Consider the following 15,389-nt stretch of genomic DNA (forward strand, 5'->3'; position numbering starts at 1 on the left):
GTCACTCCTGGAAGTAGGCGTCCAGCACGGCGTCGAGCTGCTTCTCCCACTCCGGGAAACGCGCCCGGGCCGCCGCCTCGATCTCTATCGGGTACCAGCGGCGGTCGGGCGTGTGCACGGTGACCGTGAACCGCTTGCCCCAGCGGGGCGACTCCGTCTCGACGGCGCCGATCTCGTCCCAGCGGAACTCCGCCTCCTGGTCGTCCAGCCGCAGCACCACGCCGCGGTGGTCGGCCCGGACCGAGGCGCGCCGGTCGGAGGCCTCGAAGACCGGGCCCTCGGAGACGGGGCCGTCGGAGCCCTCCGGGCCGGTGCCGGAGCCTGCCTCCGCGTCGGCGGCGTCCGCCTCGGGCGCCGCCTCGTCGGGACCGGTCTCGTCGGCGGCGCTCTCGGGCACCGCGTCCTGGACCGGCGGCGCCTCGGCCTCGGACCCGGCCGCGTCGGCGGGGCCCTCCGGCTTCACGGGCGCGGGTGACGTGATCCCGGGGACGTACGCCGGATCGACCGCGGCGGCGGGGACGACGGGCACGACGGGCACGTCCGGGGACTGGCTGCTCGAACCTATGCGCTGCTCCACAGCGGGCAGTATGGTCGACGATCCTGTGCCGGGCACAGCCAGCCCCCGTTTAGCTGCACGGCTGTTATACGAAGAGGCTGAGAACCGCCGCCACCGCGAAGCCGGCCACCGACAGCACGGACTCCAGCACCGTCCACGACTTCAGGGTGTCGCGTTCGGTGATGCCGAAGTACTTGGCCACCATCCAGAAGCCGCCGTCGTTGACGTGCGAGGCGAAGATGGAGCCCGCCGAGATCGCCATGATGACCAGGGCGACGAACGCCTGCGAGTGGTCGCCGTCGGCGAGCAGCGGCGCCACGATGCCGGCCGTCGTGACGATGGCGACGGTCGCCGAACCCTGGGCGACGCGCAGCACCAGGGAGATGAGGTAGGCGAGGAACAGCACCGGGAGGCCCACGTCGTTGAAGGTGTCCGAGAGCGCCTGGGCGACACCGCTCGCCTTCAGCACGGCTCCGAAGATGCCGCCCGCGCCGACCACCAGCAGGATGTTGCCGACCGGCTTGAGCGAGGAAGTCGACACCCGCTCCAGGGACTTGCGGGACCAGCCGCGGCGGATGCCGAGCAGGTAGTACGCGAGGAGGAGGGCGATGGTGAGCGCGACGAACGGGCTTCCGAAGAACTCGACGACCGAGCGGCCCGTGGACGGCTCGAACGCGATCGAGGAGAAGGTGGCGGCGAGGATCAGCACCAGCGGCGTGCCGATGATGCCGAGGACCGTGCCGAGCGGTACCGGCTTCTCCTGGGGCTCGACGCCGGAGGCGCGCTGTTCCTCGACGACGGCCCGCTTCGCCTCGTCGGCGGCCTCCACCATGTCCTGCGGTACGGCGACGAAGATGCGCCGGCCGATCCAGGCGGAGAAGACCCAGGCGGCGAGTACGGCCGGGATGCCGCAGGCGATGCCCATGAGGATGACCCAGCCGAGCTGGACGTGCAGCAGCCCCGCGGCGGCGACCGGGCCGGGGTGCGGCGGAAGGAAGGCGTGGGTCATCGACAGGCCGGCGAGCAGCGGCATGCAGTAGAGGAGGATCGACTTGCCGGAACGCTTGGCGGCGGCGTAGACGATCGGCGCGAGGACGAAGATGCCCACGTCGAAGAAGACCGGGATGCCGAAGATGAGGCCGGTGAGGCCCATGGCGAGGGGTGCGCGCTTCTCACCGAAGAGGTTCAGCAGCCGGGAGGCCAGCACCTCGGCGCCGCCGGACACCTCGAGGATGGCGCCGAGCATGGTGCCGAGTCCGATGATGATCGCGACATGGCCGAGGATGCCGCCCATGCCGGACTCGACGACCGAGACGGCCGTGGACTTCTGGACCGTGCCGAAGAGTTCGGTGACCGAGAGCCCGGCGGCGAGGCCGACGGCTATGGACACCGCCAGCAGGGCTATGAACGGCTGGAGCCTGAGCTTGATGATCAGCAGCAGGAGGAGGGCGATGCCGAGGGCGGCGACGGTGAGCAGCCCGGCGGTGCCGTCGAGAAGAAGGAGCAGCCCGCCGGTGTGGGGTGGAGTCTCGGCGGCGGGAGCGGTCGCTGCGAGCAGGGGGGACGCCATGGAGGTCCTCTGTTTCGTAAGTGCATGAGGCTTTCGGGCAGGGGGGATCGCGGCACGGCGCACCGGGGATGACGGGCGCCGCACCGTGACGACGTACGGTGTGCGGGGAGTTGACGGAGCGTCAGCCGAGGACGGCGAGCGCGTCGATCTCGACGAGGAGTCCGGCCGGCAGGCCGACGTAGACCGTCGTGCGGGCGGCGGGGGGCGCGGTGAGGCCCTGCTCCTCGAAGTAGCTGTTGTAGATGCCGTTCATCTCGGCGAAGTGGTCGACGTCCGTGAGGTAGACGCGGATCATCATCACGTCGTCCCAGCTCGCGCCGCCCTCTTCGAGGATCGCCTTGACGTTGGCGAGGGTCTGCAGGGTCTGCTCGCGCAGGCCGGGGCCGACGGGCGTCGGGGGCTGCCCCTCGACGGCGGGCAGGAAGCCGACCTGGCCGGCGACCTGGAGGATGTTCCCCTTGCGGACGCCGTGCGAGAACTTGGCGGGCGGGGTGGTGTGGGTCTTCGGGGTGAGTGCGGTCTTCTCGGTCATGCGGGGTCCTTTGCTGGGGTCTTGCCGGAGTACTCGCGGCTGATGGCGTCCGCGGTACGGCGCACCAGCGGGAGCAGCGTGAGGAGTTCGTCGGCGGTGACGACGACGTTCGGCGCGGAGACCGACATCGCGGCGACCACGCGTCCGTCGGCGCCCCGGATGGGGGCGCCCACGCAGTTGATGGACTCCTCGTGGCCACCGAGGTCGGTGGCCCAGCCCTGCTCGCGCACGGTCGCCAGCTCCTTGAGGAAGGCGGTCGCGCTGGGGGTCGAACGGGCCGTGTACAGGGGGTAGTCGAACTTCTCGGCGAGGCTCCGGCGCTCGGCCTCGGGCAGGTCGGCGAGGAGGAGCTTCGCCACGGCGGCCACGGTGATGGCCACCGGCTTGCCGATCCGCGAGTACATGCGCACGGGGTAGCGGCTCTCCACCTTGTCGATGTAGAGCACCTCGCTCTCCTCGTACACCGCGAGGTGGACGGTGTGCCCGCACTGTTCGTTGAGACGGACCAGGTGCGGGTGGGCGATCTCCCGGATGTCGAGGTTCTCCACGGCTTCCTGGGCGAGCGCGAAGAGCCGGGCGCCCAGGCGGTAGCGCTGGTCGGACTGGCGGTAGACCAGGCCGTGCTCGTGCAGCGTGCGCAGCAGCCGGAGCGCCGTGGACTTGTGGACGCCGAGGCGGTCGGCGACCTGCCCGAGATCGGCGGGCCCCTCGGCGAGCAGCGGCAGGATGCTCAGTGCTCGGTCGACGGTCTGGCTCATGGGGTGCGTACCTCCTCGTCGGCCCACGCGACGGCTTCGGTCCAGCCGGGGCCGAGTCGAAGTGTCTCCCACGCCCGGTCGTCCAGGGCGGCCAGCCGGTCCGCGTCCGCGCGGGCGCAGGGCGCGGCGAGGTCGCCGGGGACGGTGAGGGCGGCGGCGGCCATCAGGTGGCCGTGGCGCAGCCGCTCGCGGGCGGGCAGTCCGCGCAGGGTCGCGGAGAGGAACCCGGCGGCAAAGGCGTCGCCGGCGCCGACCGGGGCGACCACGTCGACCCGGAGGGAGGGGACGAAGGTCGCGGTGTCCCCGTCGAAGAGGGTGGCGCCGCGGTCGCCCTGTTTGACGACCAGCGCGGCGGGTTCGGGCAGCGCGGCGCGCACCGCGGCCGGGCCGCCGGTGACGCCCCAGGCGGTTTCGGCCTCGTCCTCGCCGACGAAGACGAGGTCGCTGCCGCGCGCCAGGTCGAGCAGGACGGCGCCGGGTTCCCGGTGCTGCCAGAGGTGGACGCGGTGGTTGACGTCGAAGGAGACGAGGGGGCCGCCGGGGCGGGGGGAGGTCAGCTCGCGGAGCAGGGCCAGACAGTCGCCGGAGAGTGCGGCGGTGATGCCGGAGAGGTGGAGCACCCGGCCGGAGCGGACGGCGTCGAGGTCCACGGTGTCCGTGGCCATGGCGGAGGCGGCTGATCCGGCCCGGTAGTACGCCACCTCGTGGGCGTCGGTGGCCCGGTCGCCCGCGGTGCGGAAGTAGATGCCGGTGGGGCGTGCGGGGTCGCGGCGTACGGCGGAGGTGTCGACGCCGTAGGAGGCGACGGCCTCCACCAGGTGGTCGCCGAAGCCGTCGGCGCCGACCCGGCTGACCCAGCGCGCGCTGTGTCCGGCCGAGGCGAGTACGCACGCGACGTTCGACTCGGCGCCGCCGATGGCCCGCTCGAAGGACGGCACGTCGGCGAGGCGGCCGGGACGGGAGGGCAGGAACGTGACCATGGACTCGCCGAGCGCGACCACCTCGACCGGACCGGGGAGGCCGTCGGCGGCGCGGTGCCCGGCGGCTGCCGGTCCGTTGGTGGTCACGTGGGATCAGACTCCTTGCATGCTGCGGGCCGACGGCACCGTTGACCCTGCGTTGGCTGGGATGTTAGACAGCAGTAAGCGACATACGCAATGGCCGTTGCATATAACGCAACGGACCCCGAGGAGGAGGCTCCATGGCCGCCGAGAACACCGCCGCCGAAGCCGTCGCCCGCCTGGCGGAGGACCGCGTCGACCACCGCTTCAAGGGCCTCCCCCCGGACGCCGAGGGACTGACCGTCGGCGAGCTGGCCGCCGAGCGCCGCAATCTCTTCACCGGCGGGTTCACCACCCCCGTCCTCGCCCTGTCCGCCGAGCGCCTGCGACACAACCTCGAACTGATGGAGACGTACGCGGCCCGCCACGGCCTCGCCTTCGCGCCGCACGGCAAGACGTCCATGGCCCCGCAGCTGTTCCAGCGGCAGATCGAGCACGGCGCCTGGGGCATCACCCTCGCCCTGCCCCACCAGGTGCGCGTCGCCCGGGCGTTCGGCATCCGGCGGATCTTCCTCGCCAACGAGCTGGTCGACGCGTCCGCCCTGCGCTGGATCGCCGCCGAGCTCGCCGCGGACCCGTCGTTCCGCTTCGTCTGCTACGTCGACTCGGTGCGCGGCGTCGAGCTGATGGACGCCGCGCTGCGGGGCGCGCCCCGGCCGGTGGACGTGGTCGTCGAGCTCGCCGCCGGGGAGGGCGCCCGCACCGGCGCCCGCACCGAGGCGGACTGCGCGGCGGTCGCGGACGCGGTGGCCGCCACCCCGGCCCTGCGGCTGGTCGGCGTCGCGGGCTACGAGGGCGAGGTACCGAACGCCGACCCGGAGCGCGTCCGCGCGTGGCTGCGTCGGCTGACCTCCCTGGCGGCGGACTTCGACCGGGCGGGGCGCTTCAAGGGCTCGGGCGCGGACCGGGGTGACGGCGCCGACGTCGACGAGATCGTGGTGAGCGCCGGCGGCAGTGCCTGGTTCGACGCGGTGGCGGACGTGTTCGCGGAGATTCCCGAGCTGTCCCTGCCGGTGCTGAAGCTGCTGCGCTCGGGCGCGTACGTCTCGCACGACGACGGCCACTACAGCAGGCTCACCCCCTTCGGCCGGGTTCCCGAGGAGGGCGCGCTCCAGCCCGCCTTCCGCCTCTGGGCGCAGGTGGTCTCCCGGCCCTCGGCCGAGCAGGCGTTCGCCAACGCGGGCAAGCGGGACGCCGCCTACGACCTGGACCTGCCGACGGCGCAGGTCGTCCGGCGCGACGGCGCCGAGCGCCCGGCCACCGGCGTCACGGTGACCGGCCTCTCCGACCAGCACACCTGGCTCGGCACGACCCCCGAGGCGGACCTGCGCACCGGCGACTGGCTCGGCATGGGCCTCTCCCACCCCTGCACCTCCTTCGACAAGTGGCAGCTGATCCCCCTGGTCGAACCGGACGGCACGGTGACGGACTACGTACGGACGTTCTTCTAGACACCACCCGAGTGGTCACGGGCGCACAGGAACCGCGCGCCCAGCAGACCGAGACGGGTGGTCGTGGCCGGACAAGGAACCGCGCGAAGCGCGGAAAGACGGCACCGCGCACAGCGCGCCCAGCAGACCGAGACGGGTGGTCGTGGCCGGACAAAGAACCGCGCGAAGCGCGGAAAGACGGCACCGCGCGCAGCGCGCCCAGCAGACCGAGACGGGCGGTCGTGGCCGGACAAGGAACCGCGCGGAGCGCGGAAAGACGGCACCGCGCGCAGCGCGCCCAGCAGACCGAGACGGGCGGTCGTGGGCGGGCAGGAACCGCGCGGAGCGCGGGAAAGAGACAGCGCGGGCGCAGCCCGGAGACACGCGCCGCAGGCGCGGAAGGAGACGCCCACCATGGACCTGGTGATCAGAGACGCCACCGTCGTGGACGGCACCGGCACGACCCCGTACCGCGCAGACGTCGGCATCCACACCGGCCGCATCACGGAGATCCGCAGGAACGGCCACCTGCCCGGGGGAACCCGGACCCTGGACGCCGGCGGCCTCGCCCTCTCCCCCGGCTTCATCGACATGCACGCCCACAGCGACCTCGCCCTCCTGCGGGACCCCGACCACAGCGCGAAGGCCGCCCAGGGCGTGACCCTGGAGGTCATCGGCCAGGACGGCCTGTCGTACGCCCCCGTCGACGACCGCACCCTCACCGAGGTCCGCCGCGCGATCACCGGCTGGAACGGCCACGGCGACGACATCGACTTCAGCTGGCGCTCGGTCGGCGAGTACCTCGACCGGCTCGACCACGGCTTCGACGGCGAGGGCATCGCGGTCAACGCCGCCTACCTGATCCCGCAGGGCACGGTACGGATGCTCGCCGTCGGCTGGGACGACCGCGCGGCCACCCCCGGAGAGCTGGACCGGATGCGGCACCTGGTGGCCGAGGGCATGCGGGAGGGCGCGGTCGGCCTGTCCTCCGGGCTGACGTACACCCCCGGCATGTACGCGCGGGACGCCGAACTGACCGAGCTCTGCCGGGTGGTGGCCGCGTACGACGGCTACTACTGCCCGCACCACCGCTCCTACGGGGCCGGCGCCCTGGAGGCGTACGAGGAGATGGTGGCCCTCACCCGCGAGGCGGGCTGCGCGCTCCATCTCGCCCACGCCACCATGAACTTCGGCGTGAACGAGGGAAGGGCCCCGGACCTGCTCGCCCTGCTGGACGACGCTCTCGCCTCGGGCGCGGACATCAGCCTGGACACGTACCCCTACACCCCCGGCTGCACCACCCTCGCGGCGATGCTGCCGAGCTGGGCGGGCGAGGGCGGCCCGGAGGCGGTGCTGGCCCGTCTCACGGACGACGCGACCGCCGAGCGAATCCGGTACGACATGGAGGTGGTCGGCGCCGACGGCTGCCACGGGGTCCCCATCGAGTGGGACACCATCGAGATCTCCGGGGTGAGCAACCCCGCTCTCGCCCCGTACGTGGGCAGCACCGTCCGGCAGTCCGCCGACCGGCTCGGCGAGGCCCCGTGGACCACGGCCCGCCGGCTCCTGATCGCCGACGGCCTCGGGCCGACGATCCTGCAGCACGTCGGCCACGAGGAGAACGTCCGCGCGATCATGCGGCACCCGGTGCACACGGGCGGCTCCGACGGCATCCTGCGGGGCGACAAGCCGCACCCGCGCGCGTACGGCACCTTCCCGCACTATCTGGGGCACTACGTGCGGGAGTTGGGCGTGCTGTCCCTGGAGGAGTGCGTCGCCCACCTCACCGGCCGCCCCGCCGCCCGGCTGCGGCTGCCCGACCGCGGTCTCGTGCGCGAGGGCCACCGTGCCGACCTCGTCCTCTTCGACCCGGACACGGTCGCCGCCGGTTCGACCTTCGAGGCGCCGCGCACCCTGCCGACCGGGATCCCGCACGTCCTCGTCGACGGCCGGTTCGTGATCGAGGACGGGCGGCGGACGGACGTACTGGCGGGGGGGGGGGGGGGGGGGGGGGGGGGGGGGGGGGGGGGGGGGGCCTCCCCCCCCCCCCCCCCCCCCCCCCCCCCCCCGGGCGGCTACGGCTTGGGCAGGGTGCACCCGCTGCGGCTCAGGTCGATCTTGTTGTCGATCCCGACGCAGGGCACGATCTGGTAGGTCTCCTGGGCGTAGTTGATGCCCTGGCGGACGGTGACGTTGCCGCTCGCGTCGACCTCGCACGGGTTGTTGTCGGTGCAGCGCCCGCCGTCCTCGTTGCCGGTGTTGTTGACGGCGACGACCTTGCCGGTGGCGTTGTCGACGACGGGCGAACCCGACGTGCCGCCGATGGTGTTGCAGGCGGAGGTGTAGCGGACCGAGTCCTTCCAGGTCCACTCGCCCTCCTTCAGGCGGTAGACGAACCCGTCGATGTTGCAGCTGTAGATGCGCTTCCAGTAACCGGACACGACCTTGATCGCGGTCCCGGCGACGGGGTGCGCGGCGTCGAGGGTCAGCGCGCTGATGCCGTACGAGCTCCTGATCTGCGCGTACGTCCGGGTGAGCTGGTAGATCGAGATGTCGGTGTCGGTCATCGTCGCGTACGCGATCTTGCTCGCGCGCAGCGTGGCGACCCGGGTGCCGGCGGAGTTGAGCAGACTGAAGGAGCGGCTGGAGGGCTGGTCGACGACGACCTCGCCGGCGGACGGGAAGCCGGTCTCCAGGCAGTGCCCGTTGGAGAGCACGAGCGCGGGGTCGTCGTCCTCGGAGGCCGGCATCCGCACGACGGAACCGGAACAGTTGCTGAGCGCGACGGTGCCGGCGAAGTTCACCGCCTGTACGGCCGGGGCGGCCGGTGCGGTGGCCGTCCGCTCGGCCGGTGCGGGCGCGGGCGCCGCGACCGCGGGTGCCGCGCCGGCCCCGGCGATCACCAGGGCGAAGAGCGCGGCGACGAGAGGCTTTCTCATGTGGGGGTCCCCTCTGTTTTCTGTTGTGCGACATGGGTGGGTGACCGGAGGTCTTCCGGTCGACTCCTGTTTGTCATGCGCATTGTGAGGGGGTCGTGCCGGGGCGGCAAGGAGTGCTTTCCGGCCGCGGCCGGCGCTTTCCGGCTACCGGGGCCGCTTGGTCGAACCGGGGCCGCGACCGGGCTTGTCGTCCTCGGTCCGGGTCGGCTCGGCGGGCGCGGAGGTCGTCGCGGTGGCCGACGCCGTCTTCGCGGGCGCCTGCGACGCCGTGGCCTTCGGGGCACTCGCGGACGCGCTCCGGGTCGGGGAGGCCGAAGCCCCGGACCCGGCGGACGGGGACTGCGAGGGCGACGCCTCGGCGGAGGCCCGCTCCGAGGCGCCCGGAGACGGCGGCGCCGTGCGCGTACCGGTGTCCGCCCCCTCGCCGCGCGGCCGCGGAGAGGGGGACGAACCGGAGTCGAGGGCCCCGGCGAGCAGCGCCGCGATCAGCACGGCACAGGCCGCCCCGGCGCCGACACCCACCCGGCGCAGCAGCCTGGCGCGGCGGCGTTGCAGCAGCCGGGCACGGCGGCCCGGCTCCTCGGCGACGAGCGCGTCGCCGTCGAGGACCGCGGTGTCGTTTGTCGCGGCGGCGCCGGGACCGCCGTACGGGTCCGCACTCCCGTGCTCGCCGCGGCGCGGGTCCGTGCCGCCCCGCTCGCCGGCGTGAGGGTCGCGCGGCCCGTCGGACCCGGGACCGTAGGCGTCCTGCCAGCCGTGCGCCGCGGCCGGATCCGCGTACGCCTCGTAGGCGGGCGTCGCGTCCGCGTCGCCCCGCGGGAGGTACACGTTCGGCGGACTCTCCGGTGCGCCGCTCTGCCATGACATGGCCGCGCATTGTAGAGACCGCAAGGGCTTGCGGCGTAGCGTGGCGACAAATCGGCAGAAGCGCGACGTCTCACGTGGTGGAAAACACCCCCCGCGACCGGTTGGGCGGCCGTAAGCTCGCGGTCATGCAGGTGATCCAGTCCACGAAGCTCGCCAACGTCTGTTACGAGATCCGGGGCCCGGTTCTCGAGGAGGCGATGCGGCTGGAAGCGGCAGGCCATCGCATCCTCAAGCTGAACACCGGGAACCCGGCGGCGTTCGGTTTCGAGTGCCCGCCCGAGATCCTTGAGGACATCCTCCGCAACGTCTCCTCGGCACACGGCTACGGCGACGCCAAGGGCCTGCTGGCGGCCCGCCGGGCCGTGGTGATGCACAACCAGACCCTCGGCATCGAGACGGACGTCGAGCACGTATTCGTCGGCAACGGCGTCTCCGAGCTGATCGTGATGGCGATGCAGGGCCTGCTGGACGACGGCGACGAGGTGCTCGTGCCGGCGCCGGACTACCCGCTGTGGACGGCCGCCGTGTCGCTGTCCGGCGGCACGGCCGTCCACTACCGCTGCGACGAGCAGTCGGACTGGATGCCCGACCTCGCCGACGTGGAGCGCAAGGTCACCGACCGCACCAAGGCCATCGTCATCATCAATCCGAACAACCCGACGGGCGCGGTGTACGACGAGGCGATGCTGCGCGGGCTGACCGACATCGCCCGCCGCCACAACCTGCTGGTCTGCTCCGACGAGATCTACGACAAGATCCTGTACGACGGTGCCACGCACACCCCGACCGCCTCCATCGCCCCCGACCTGCTGACGCTCACCTTCAACGGGATGTCCAAGGCCTACCGGGTGGCGGGCTACCGGGTCGGCTGGATGTCGATCTCCGGCCCCCGCGCGCACGCCGCGTCGTACATCGAGGGCCTGACGGTCCTGGCGAACATGCGCCTGTGCGCGAACATGCCGGGGCAGCACGGCGTGGTGGCCGCTTTGAGCGGACGCCAGACGATCAACGAGCTCGTACTGCCGGGCGGCCGGCTGAAGGAGCAGCGGGACGTGGCGTACGAGCTGCTGACCCGGATCCCCGGCGTCACCTGCGTGAAGCCGAAGGGGGCGCTGTACCTCTTCCCGCGACTGGACCCGAAGGTCTTCAAGATCAAGGACGACCGGCAGATGGTCCTGGACCTGCTGCGCCAGGAGAAGATCATGGTGGTCCAGGGCACGGGCTTCAACTGGCCCGAGCCCGACCACTTCCGGGTCGTCACCCTGCCGTCGGTCGCGGACCTGACGTCCGCCGTCACCCGTATCGGCACGTTCCTGGACGGCTACGGCCAGCTCTGACGTTCACGGCGCGTGCCCGACCGTCCGGTTTTCGTGAACCGGCTCAACTTTAGACGCAATCCAAGCTAGGATGGTTTCCTGACAGCACAGGAGGCCATCCCATGTACGAGCCGATCCGCACCAAGTCGGTCCACACGATGGCCGGCACCACCCCCGACTTCCCTCATCGCTCACGCGAGGAGGAGCTGGACATCCAGCTCGCGGGTCATCTGGCGGCGCTGCTGGCGGTGACGGACGAGCTGCGCGCACTGGCACCCTCGGCCGATCTGGACCAGGCGGCCGAGCGGCTCGCCGGCCAGGTGACCCGGCTGCGCTCGGGGGCCGCGCCCGTCAGGGCGGCGGTGGCCGCCGCCCTCCACGAACCGCACCTCGCCATGCTCCACCAGCGGGCGCACGCGCTCGCCGGCCGCGCCCTGGTCGTCGCGGCCTCCCGCGCCGACACGGCCGCCGCGATCCTGGCGGCCGAGCGCATGGACGCGCACGCCGCGGCCGTCGGCCCCCACGCGCTCGCCGCCCACTGAGCCCTCCGGGCTCCCCTGATCGGCCCCGGTCCGCGCGCACCCGCAGCGACGTGCGGACCGGGCGCCATATCTCCGCTCAGCGGCGCCGCACCACGACCTCCGCCGAGGCCGTCGATCCTTCGTGGAGGGCGTCGCCCGGGTAGCTCACGGTGTAGGTGACCGTGCGCGTGGTCCGCGGCAGGTCCTTGACGGTGAACGTGCCGTCGGCGCCGACCGCCACCGAGGACAGCGCGCCCGAGCCGAGCCGGTCGGTGCGCTCCACCCGCACGGTGGCCCCGGTCTCCAGTGCCCGGCCCTGCCGGCTGAGCGTCCCGGTGATCTCGACCCCGTCGGCCAGGGTGGCCTCGCCCGGGGCCGTCAGCGCGAGCGCCGTCGGCGCCTTGGCCACCGCGACCGTCAGGCTGACGTCCTCGGCCGGGCGATGGGTCAGATCACCCAGGTACGAGACGGTGTACGTGGCGTTCCCGACCGCGTCCGGCTCGTCGAGCACCGTGAAGGTGCCGTCGGACTTGGCCTCGACGGAGGCGAGCCGGTGCGTGCCGTCGGCGTCCGTGCGGACCGCGGAGACCTTCACCGGGTCGACCGGAGCGGTGCCGTCGAGGGTGAGACGGCCCCGGACGGCCAGTGGCTCGCCGACCACGGCCCTGCTGGGCGAGGAGGTCAGTCCACCGGTGAACCGGGAGTCGTACTGGGCGGCCGGGGGTTGGATGACGTGCAGCCAGTACTCGCTGCCGGCCGCGTTGGTGGTGACCGCGAACAGCCGCGTCCCGTCCTTGGACCAGCCCAGACCGCGCGGGACGACCCGGTCCCCGTCGAGGCTGCCGGCGAAGGCGAACTCCAGCGGCGTGGCCGCACTCTGCGGGTCGGCCTTCTGTACGAGCAGGTCGGCCGTGCTGCCGGAGGCGGAGGCACCGCGGGCGAGATAGGTGCCGTCGCCGCTGAACGCCACGGCCGACGCCGTCGCGCCGGTGGGCAGCGCCCCGTAGGAGCCGTCGGCGTCGGACAGGTCGGCGGAGTTGAGCAGGCGCGTCCCGTACCCGGCGTCGGCGACCGCGAGCAGCTTGCCGTCCGCCGAGAGCGACATGTCCTTGAAGTTCAGCGCGCCCTTGCCGTCGCCGTCGGCGAACCGCCGGGCGGCGCGCCGCACCAGGGTGTCCCCGCCGGTGTCGAACGAGGTGAGGAAGGGGTCGTTCTCCCCGCTGCCGAGCGGCTGCCCCATGAAGAGCCGGTCCGGGGCGCCCTCCCCGGTCGCCAGCTGGAGGCGGCCGGTGGCGGACCACTTGGTGTCGTACGCCGCGCCTCCGGAGACTCCGTACACGGTGTTCGCGTAGGAGTAGCAGTCGCCGGTGTTGAAGTTCTGCGTGTACCAGACCTTGCCGCCGGAGCGGGCGACCTGCCGCCCGCAGTAGGCGTACCAGGGGGTGTAGGCGTACACGCTCCTGGTCAGCGTCCCGGTGTCGTACGCGGCGATCATCTCGTAGTTGGACGCGTAGAGCGTGCCGCCGTCCTCGCTGAGCGCCATGCCGGAGACCGGGCCGCTGGAGGAGAGTGTCGTCACCTTCCGGCCCTCGAAGTCGTAGACCTGGATGGCGCCGTCGGTGCTGCTCCTGCTGTCCTCGGTGAGATAGACCCGCTCGTGCACCGAGTCGATCACCATCGCCGAGTACGAGGAGATCGGCAGCTTGGCCACGGAGTCCGTCGCGGCGACCGCTTCCGGTGCCGCCGCCACCGTGAGTCCGGCCCCCGCCATCCCCAGTGCGGCGAGCGCGGCCGTCATGCGTCCACGGCTGTGTGCGATTCTCAACTGTGCCCCCCACAGGCTGAATCGAGCGCCCCGCTCGTCGAGCGGGGCGCCTGCAGGAGCACTCAACAGCCGCGAAGATCCCCCGAGCAAGGGGATTGCGCGGCGTGTCGTCGTCACCGCGGCCGACCTCGACGACGTCGCAGGTCAGGGCAACAGGCCGGCCGCGGAGCAGAGAGGGCGTCAGCCCAGGCGCTGCACCAGCGCGCGGTACTCGTCCCACAGTTCCTTGGGCGTGTGGTCACCGAAGGTGTTGAGGTGCTCGGGCACCAGTGCCGCCTCCTCGCGCCAGACCTCCTGGTCGACCGTGAGCAGGAAGTCGAGGTCGGACTCGGAGAGTTCCAGTCCCTTGGTGTCCAGTGCGCCCTTGGCCGGCAGCACGCCGATCGGCGTCTCGACGCCCTCCGCCGTGCCCTCCAGGCGCTCGACGATCCACTTCAGCACGCGGCTGTTCTCGCCGAAGCCGGGCCAGACGAACTTGCCCTCGTCGTTCTTGCGGAACCAGTTCACGTAGTAGATCTTCGGGAGCTTCGCCTGGTCCCGGCCCTTGGCGACGTCGACCCAGTGGCCCATGTAGTCGCCCATGTTGTAGCCGCAGAACGGCAGCATGGCGAACGGGTCGCGGCGCAGCTCGCCGACCTTGCCCTCGGCGGCGGCGGTCTTCTCGGAGGCGACGTTCGCGCCGAGGAAGACGCCGTGGTTCCAGTCGAAGGACTCGGTCACCAGCGGTACGGCGGAGGCGCGGCGGCCGCCGAAGAGGATGGCCGAGATCGGCACACCCCGGGGGTCCTCCCACTCGGGCGCGATGATCGGGCACTGCGAGGCGGGCACCGTGAAGCGGGCGTTGGGGTGCGCGGCGGGCGTACCGGACTCCGGCGTCCAGTCGTTGCCCTTCCAGTCCGTCAGGTGGGCCGGAGTCTCCTCCGTCATGCCCTCCCACCAGATGTCGTTGTCGTCGGTGAGCGCGACGTTCGTGAAGACGGAGTTGCCCCAGAGCGTCTTCATCGCGTTGGCGTTGGTGTGCTCGCCGGTACCGGGCGCGACGCCGAAGAAGCCGGCCTCGGGGTTGATCGCGTAGAGGCGGCCGTCCTCGCCGAACCGCATCCAGGCGATGTCGTCGCCGATCGTCTCGACCGTCCAGCCGGAGATCGTGGGCTCCAGCATGGCGAGGTTGGTCTTGCCGCAGGCGCTCGGGAAGGCGGCGGCGACGTATTTCGACTCGCCCTGCGGCGGGGTCAGCTTGAGGATCAGCATGTGCTCGGCGAGCCAGCCCTCGTCGCGTGCCATGACGGAGGCGATGCGCAGGGCGTAGCACTTCTTGCCGAGCAGGGCGTTGCCGCCGTAGCCCGAGCCGTAGGACCAGATCTCGCGGGTCTCGGGGAAGTGCGAGATGTACTTGGTGGAGTTGCACGGCCACGGCACGTCGGCCTGGCCCTCCTCCAGCGGCGCTCCGAGCGTGTGCACGGCGCGCACGAAGAAGCCGTCGGAGCCGAGCTCGTCCAGGACGGGGCGGCCCATCCGGGTCATGGTGCGCATGGACACGGCGACGTAGGCGGAGTCGGTGATCTCGACGCCGATGGCGGAGAGGTCCGAGCCGAGCGGGCCCATGCAGAACGGGACGACGTACATCGTCCGGCCGCGCATCGAGCCGCGGAAGACACCGCCCTTGCCGTCCTGCCCCTGGAAGATCTCCCGCATCTCGGCGGGCGCCTTCCAGTGGTTGGTCGGGCCGGCGTCCTCCTCCTTCTCGGAGCAGATGAACGTCCGGTCCTCGACTCGCGCGACATCGGTCGGGTCGGAAGCGGCGTAGTAGGAGTTGGGGCGCTTGATCGGGTCGAGCTTCTTGAAGGTGCCCTTGCGGACGAGCTCCTCGCTCAGTCGCTCGTACTCCGCCTCGGATCCGTCACACCAGACCACACTGTCCGGCTCGGTCAGTTCGGCGATCTCGTTGACCCACGAGATCAGTTCCTGGTGAGAGGTGGGGACGTCGGTGGGAGCCGCGATGTCGCGCGCCACG

At 72.1% G+C, this 15,389-nt stretch carries 13 protein-coding genes; 4 read left to right on the plus strand and 9 right to left on the minus strand.

Features of this window, described 5'->3' with window-relative positions:
• Position 1 precedes the first annotated feature (1 nt).
• The 5 genes from ACZ4NT_RS24805 to ACZ4NT_RS24825 all read right to left on the minus strand — a co-directional run bounded on the left by ACZ4NT_RS24805 (position 2) and on the right by ACZ4NT_RS24825 (position 4,483).
• Complete coding sequence (locus tag ACZ4NT_RS24805; RefSeq protein ID WP_121405720.1) at positions 2-577, minus strand: hypothetical protein; 576 nt, start codon at positions 575-577, stop codon at positions 2-4.
• A 64-nt stretch (positions 578-641) separates the two neighbouring features.
• Entirely contained in the window at positions 642-2,126 is a 1,485-nt protein-coding gene (locus ACZ4NT_RS24810) for a GntT/GntP/DsdX family permease (RefSeq protein WP_121405719.1), read from the minus strand.
• A gap of 121 nt (positions 2,127-2,247) precedes the next feature.
• Complete coding sequence (locus tag ACZ4NT_RS24815) at positions 2,248-2,658, minus strand: RidA family protein (RefSeq protein ID WP_121405718.1); 411 nt, start codon at positions 2,656-2,658, stop codon at positions 2,248-2,250.
• Positions 2,655-3,416 carry an IclR family transcriptional regulator gene (locus ACZ4NT_RS24820; protein ID WP_121405717.1) on the minus strand — a complete coding sequence of 254 codons (762 nt, stop codon included), beginning with the start codon at positions 3,414-3,416 and terminating at the stop codon, positions 2,655-2,657. The genes ACZ4NT_RS24815 and ACZ4NT_RS24820 overlap by 4 nt, the downstream gene beginning before the upstream one ends.
• Positions 3,413-4,483 carry a sugar kinase gene (locus ACZ4NT_RS24825; protein ID WP_467727648.1) on the minus strand — a complete coding sequence of 357 codons (1,071 nt, stop codon included), beginning with the start codon at positions 4,481-4,483 and terminating at the stop codon, positions 3,413-3,415. The genes ACZ4NT_RS24820 and ACZ4NT_RS24825 overlap by 4 nt, the downstream gene beginning before the upstream one ends.
• A gap of 134 nt (positions 4,484-4,617) precedes the next feature.
• Between ACZ4NT_RS24825 and ACZ4NT_RS24830 the strand changes: the two genes are divergently transcribed.
• Both ACZ4NT_RS24830 and ACZ4NT_RS24835 read left to right on the plus strand, forming a co-directional pair.
• Complete coding sequence (locus tag ACZ4NT_RS24830) at positions 4,618-5,928, plus strand: amino acid deaminase (protein ID WP_467727650.1); 1,311 nt, start codon at positions 4,618-4,620, stop codon at positions 5,926-5,928.
• 393 nt (positions 5,929-6,321) lie between these two features.
• On the plus strand, positions 6,322-8,061 hold the full coding sequence (locus ACZ4NT_RS24835) for an N-acyl-D-amino-acid deacylase family protein (protein ID WP_467727652.1): 1,740 nt from the start codon (positions 6,322-6,324) through the stop codon (positions 8,059-8,061).
• On the opposite strand, the gene ACZ4NT_RS24840 is transcribed toward ACZ4NT_RS24835, so the two are convergent.
• Both ACZ4NT_RS24840 and ACZ4NT_RS24845 read right to left on the minus strand, forming a co-directional pair.
• Complete coding sequence (locus tag ACZ4NT_RS24840; RefSeq protein ID WP_467727654.1) at positions 7,983-8,846, minus strand: S1 family peptidase; 864 nt, start codon at positions 8,844-8,846, stop codon at positions 7,983-7,985. The genes ACZ4NT_RS24835 and ACZ4NT_RS24840 overlap by 79 nt on opposite strands.
• Before the next feature lie 144 nt (positions 8,847-8,990).
• A complete protein-coding gene (locus ACZ4NT_RS24845) occupies positions 8,991-9,713 on the minus strand; it encodes a hypothetical protein (protein WP_467727656.1) in 723 nt (240 codons plus the stop codon).
• A gap of 125 nt (positions 9,714-9,838) precedes the next feature.
• Between ACZ4NT_RS24845 and ACZ4NT_RS24850 the strand changes: the two genes are divergently transcribed.
• Both ACZ4NT_RS24850 and ACZ4NT_RS24855 read left to right on the plus strand, forming a co-directional pair.
• On the plus strand, positions 9,839-11,050 hold the full coding sequence (locus ACZ4NT_RS24850) for a pyridoxal phosphate-dependent aminotransferase (protein WP_121406406.1): 1,212 nt from the start codon (positions 9,839-9,841) through the stop codon (positions 11,048-11,050).
• A gap of 101 nt (positions 11,051-11,151) precedes the next feature.
• On the plus strand, positions 11,152-11,571 hold the full coding sequence (locus ACZ4NT_RS24855; protein ID WP_467727660.1) for an SCO4983 family protein: 420 nt from the start codon (positions 11,152-11,154) through the stop codon (positions 11,569-11,571).
• Positions 11,572-11,647: 76 nt separating this feature from the next.
• Here the strand turns inward: ACZ4NT_RS24855 and ACZ4NT_RS24860 are convergent, their stop codons facing one another.
• Entirely contained in the window at positions 11,648-13,348 is a 1,701-nt protein-coding gene (locus ACZ4NT_RS24860) for an Ig-like domain repeat protein (protein WP_467727662.1), read from the minus strand.
• A gap of 207 nt (positions 13,349-13,555) precedes the next feature.
• Entirely contained in the window at positions 13,556-15,388 is a 1,833-nt protein-coding gene (locus ACZ4NT_RS24865; protein ID WP_121405711.1) for a phosphoenolpyruvate carboxykinase (GTP), read from the minus strand.
• Position 15,389 lies beyond the last annotated feature (1 nt).

The organism is Streptomyces sp. NPDC026417 (genome assembly GCF_055567695.1).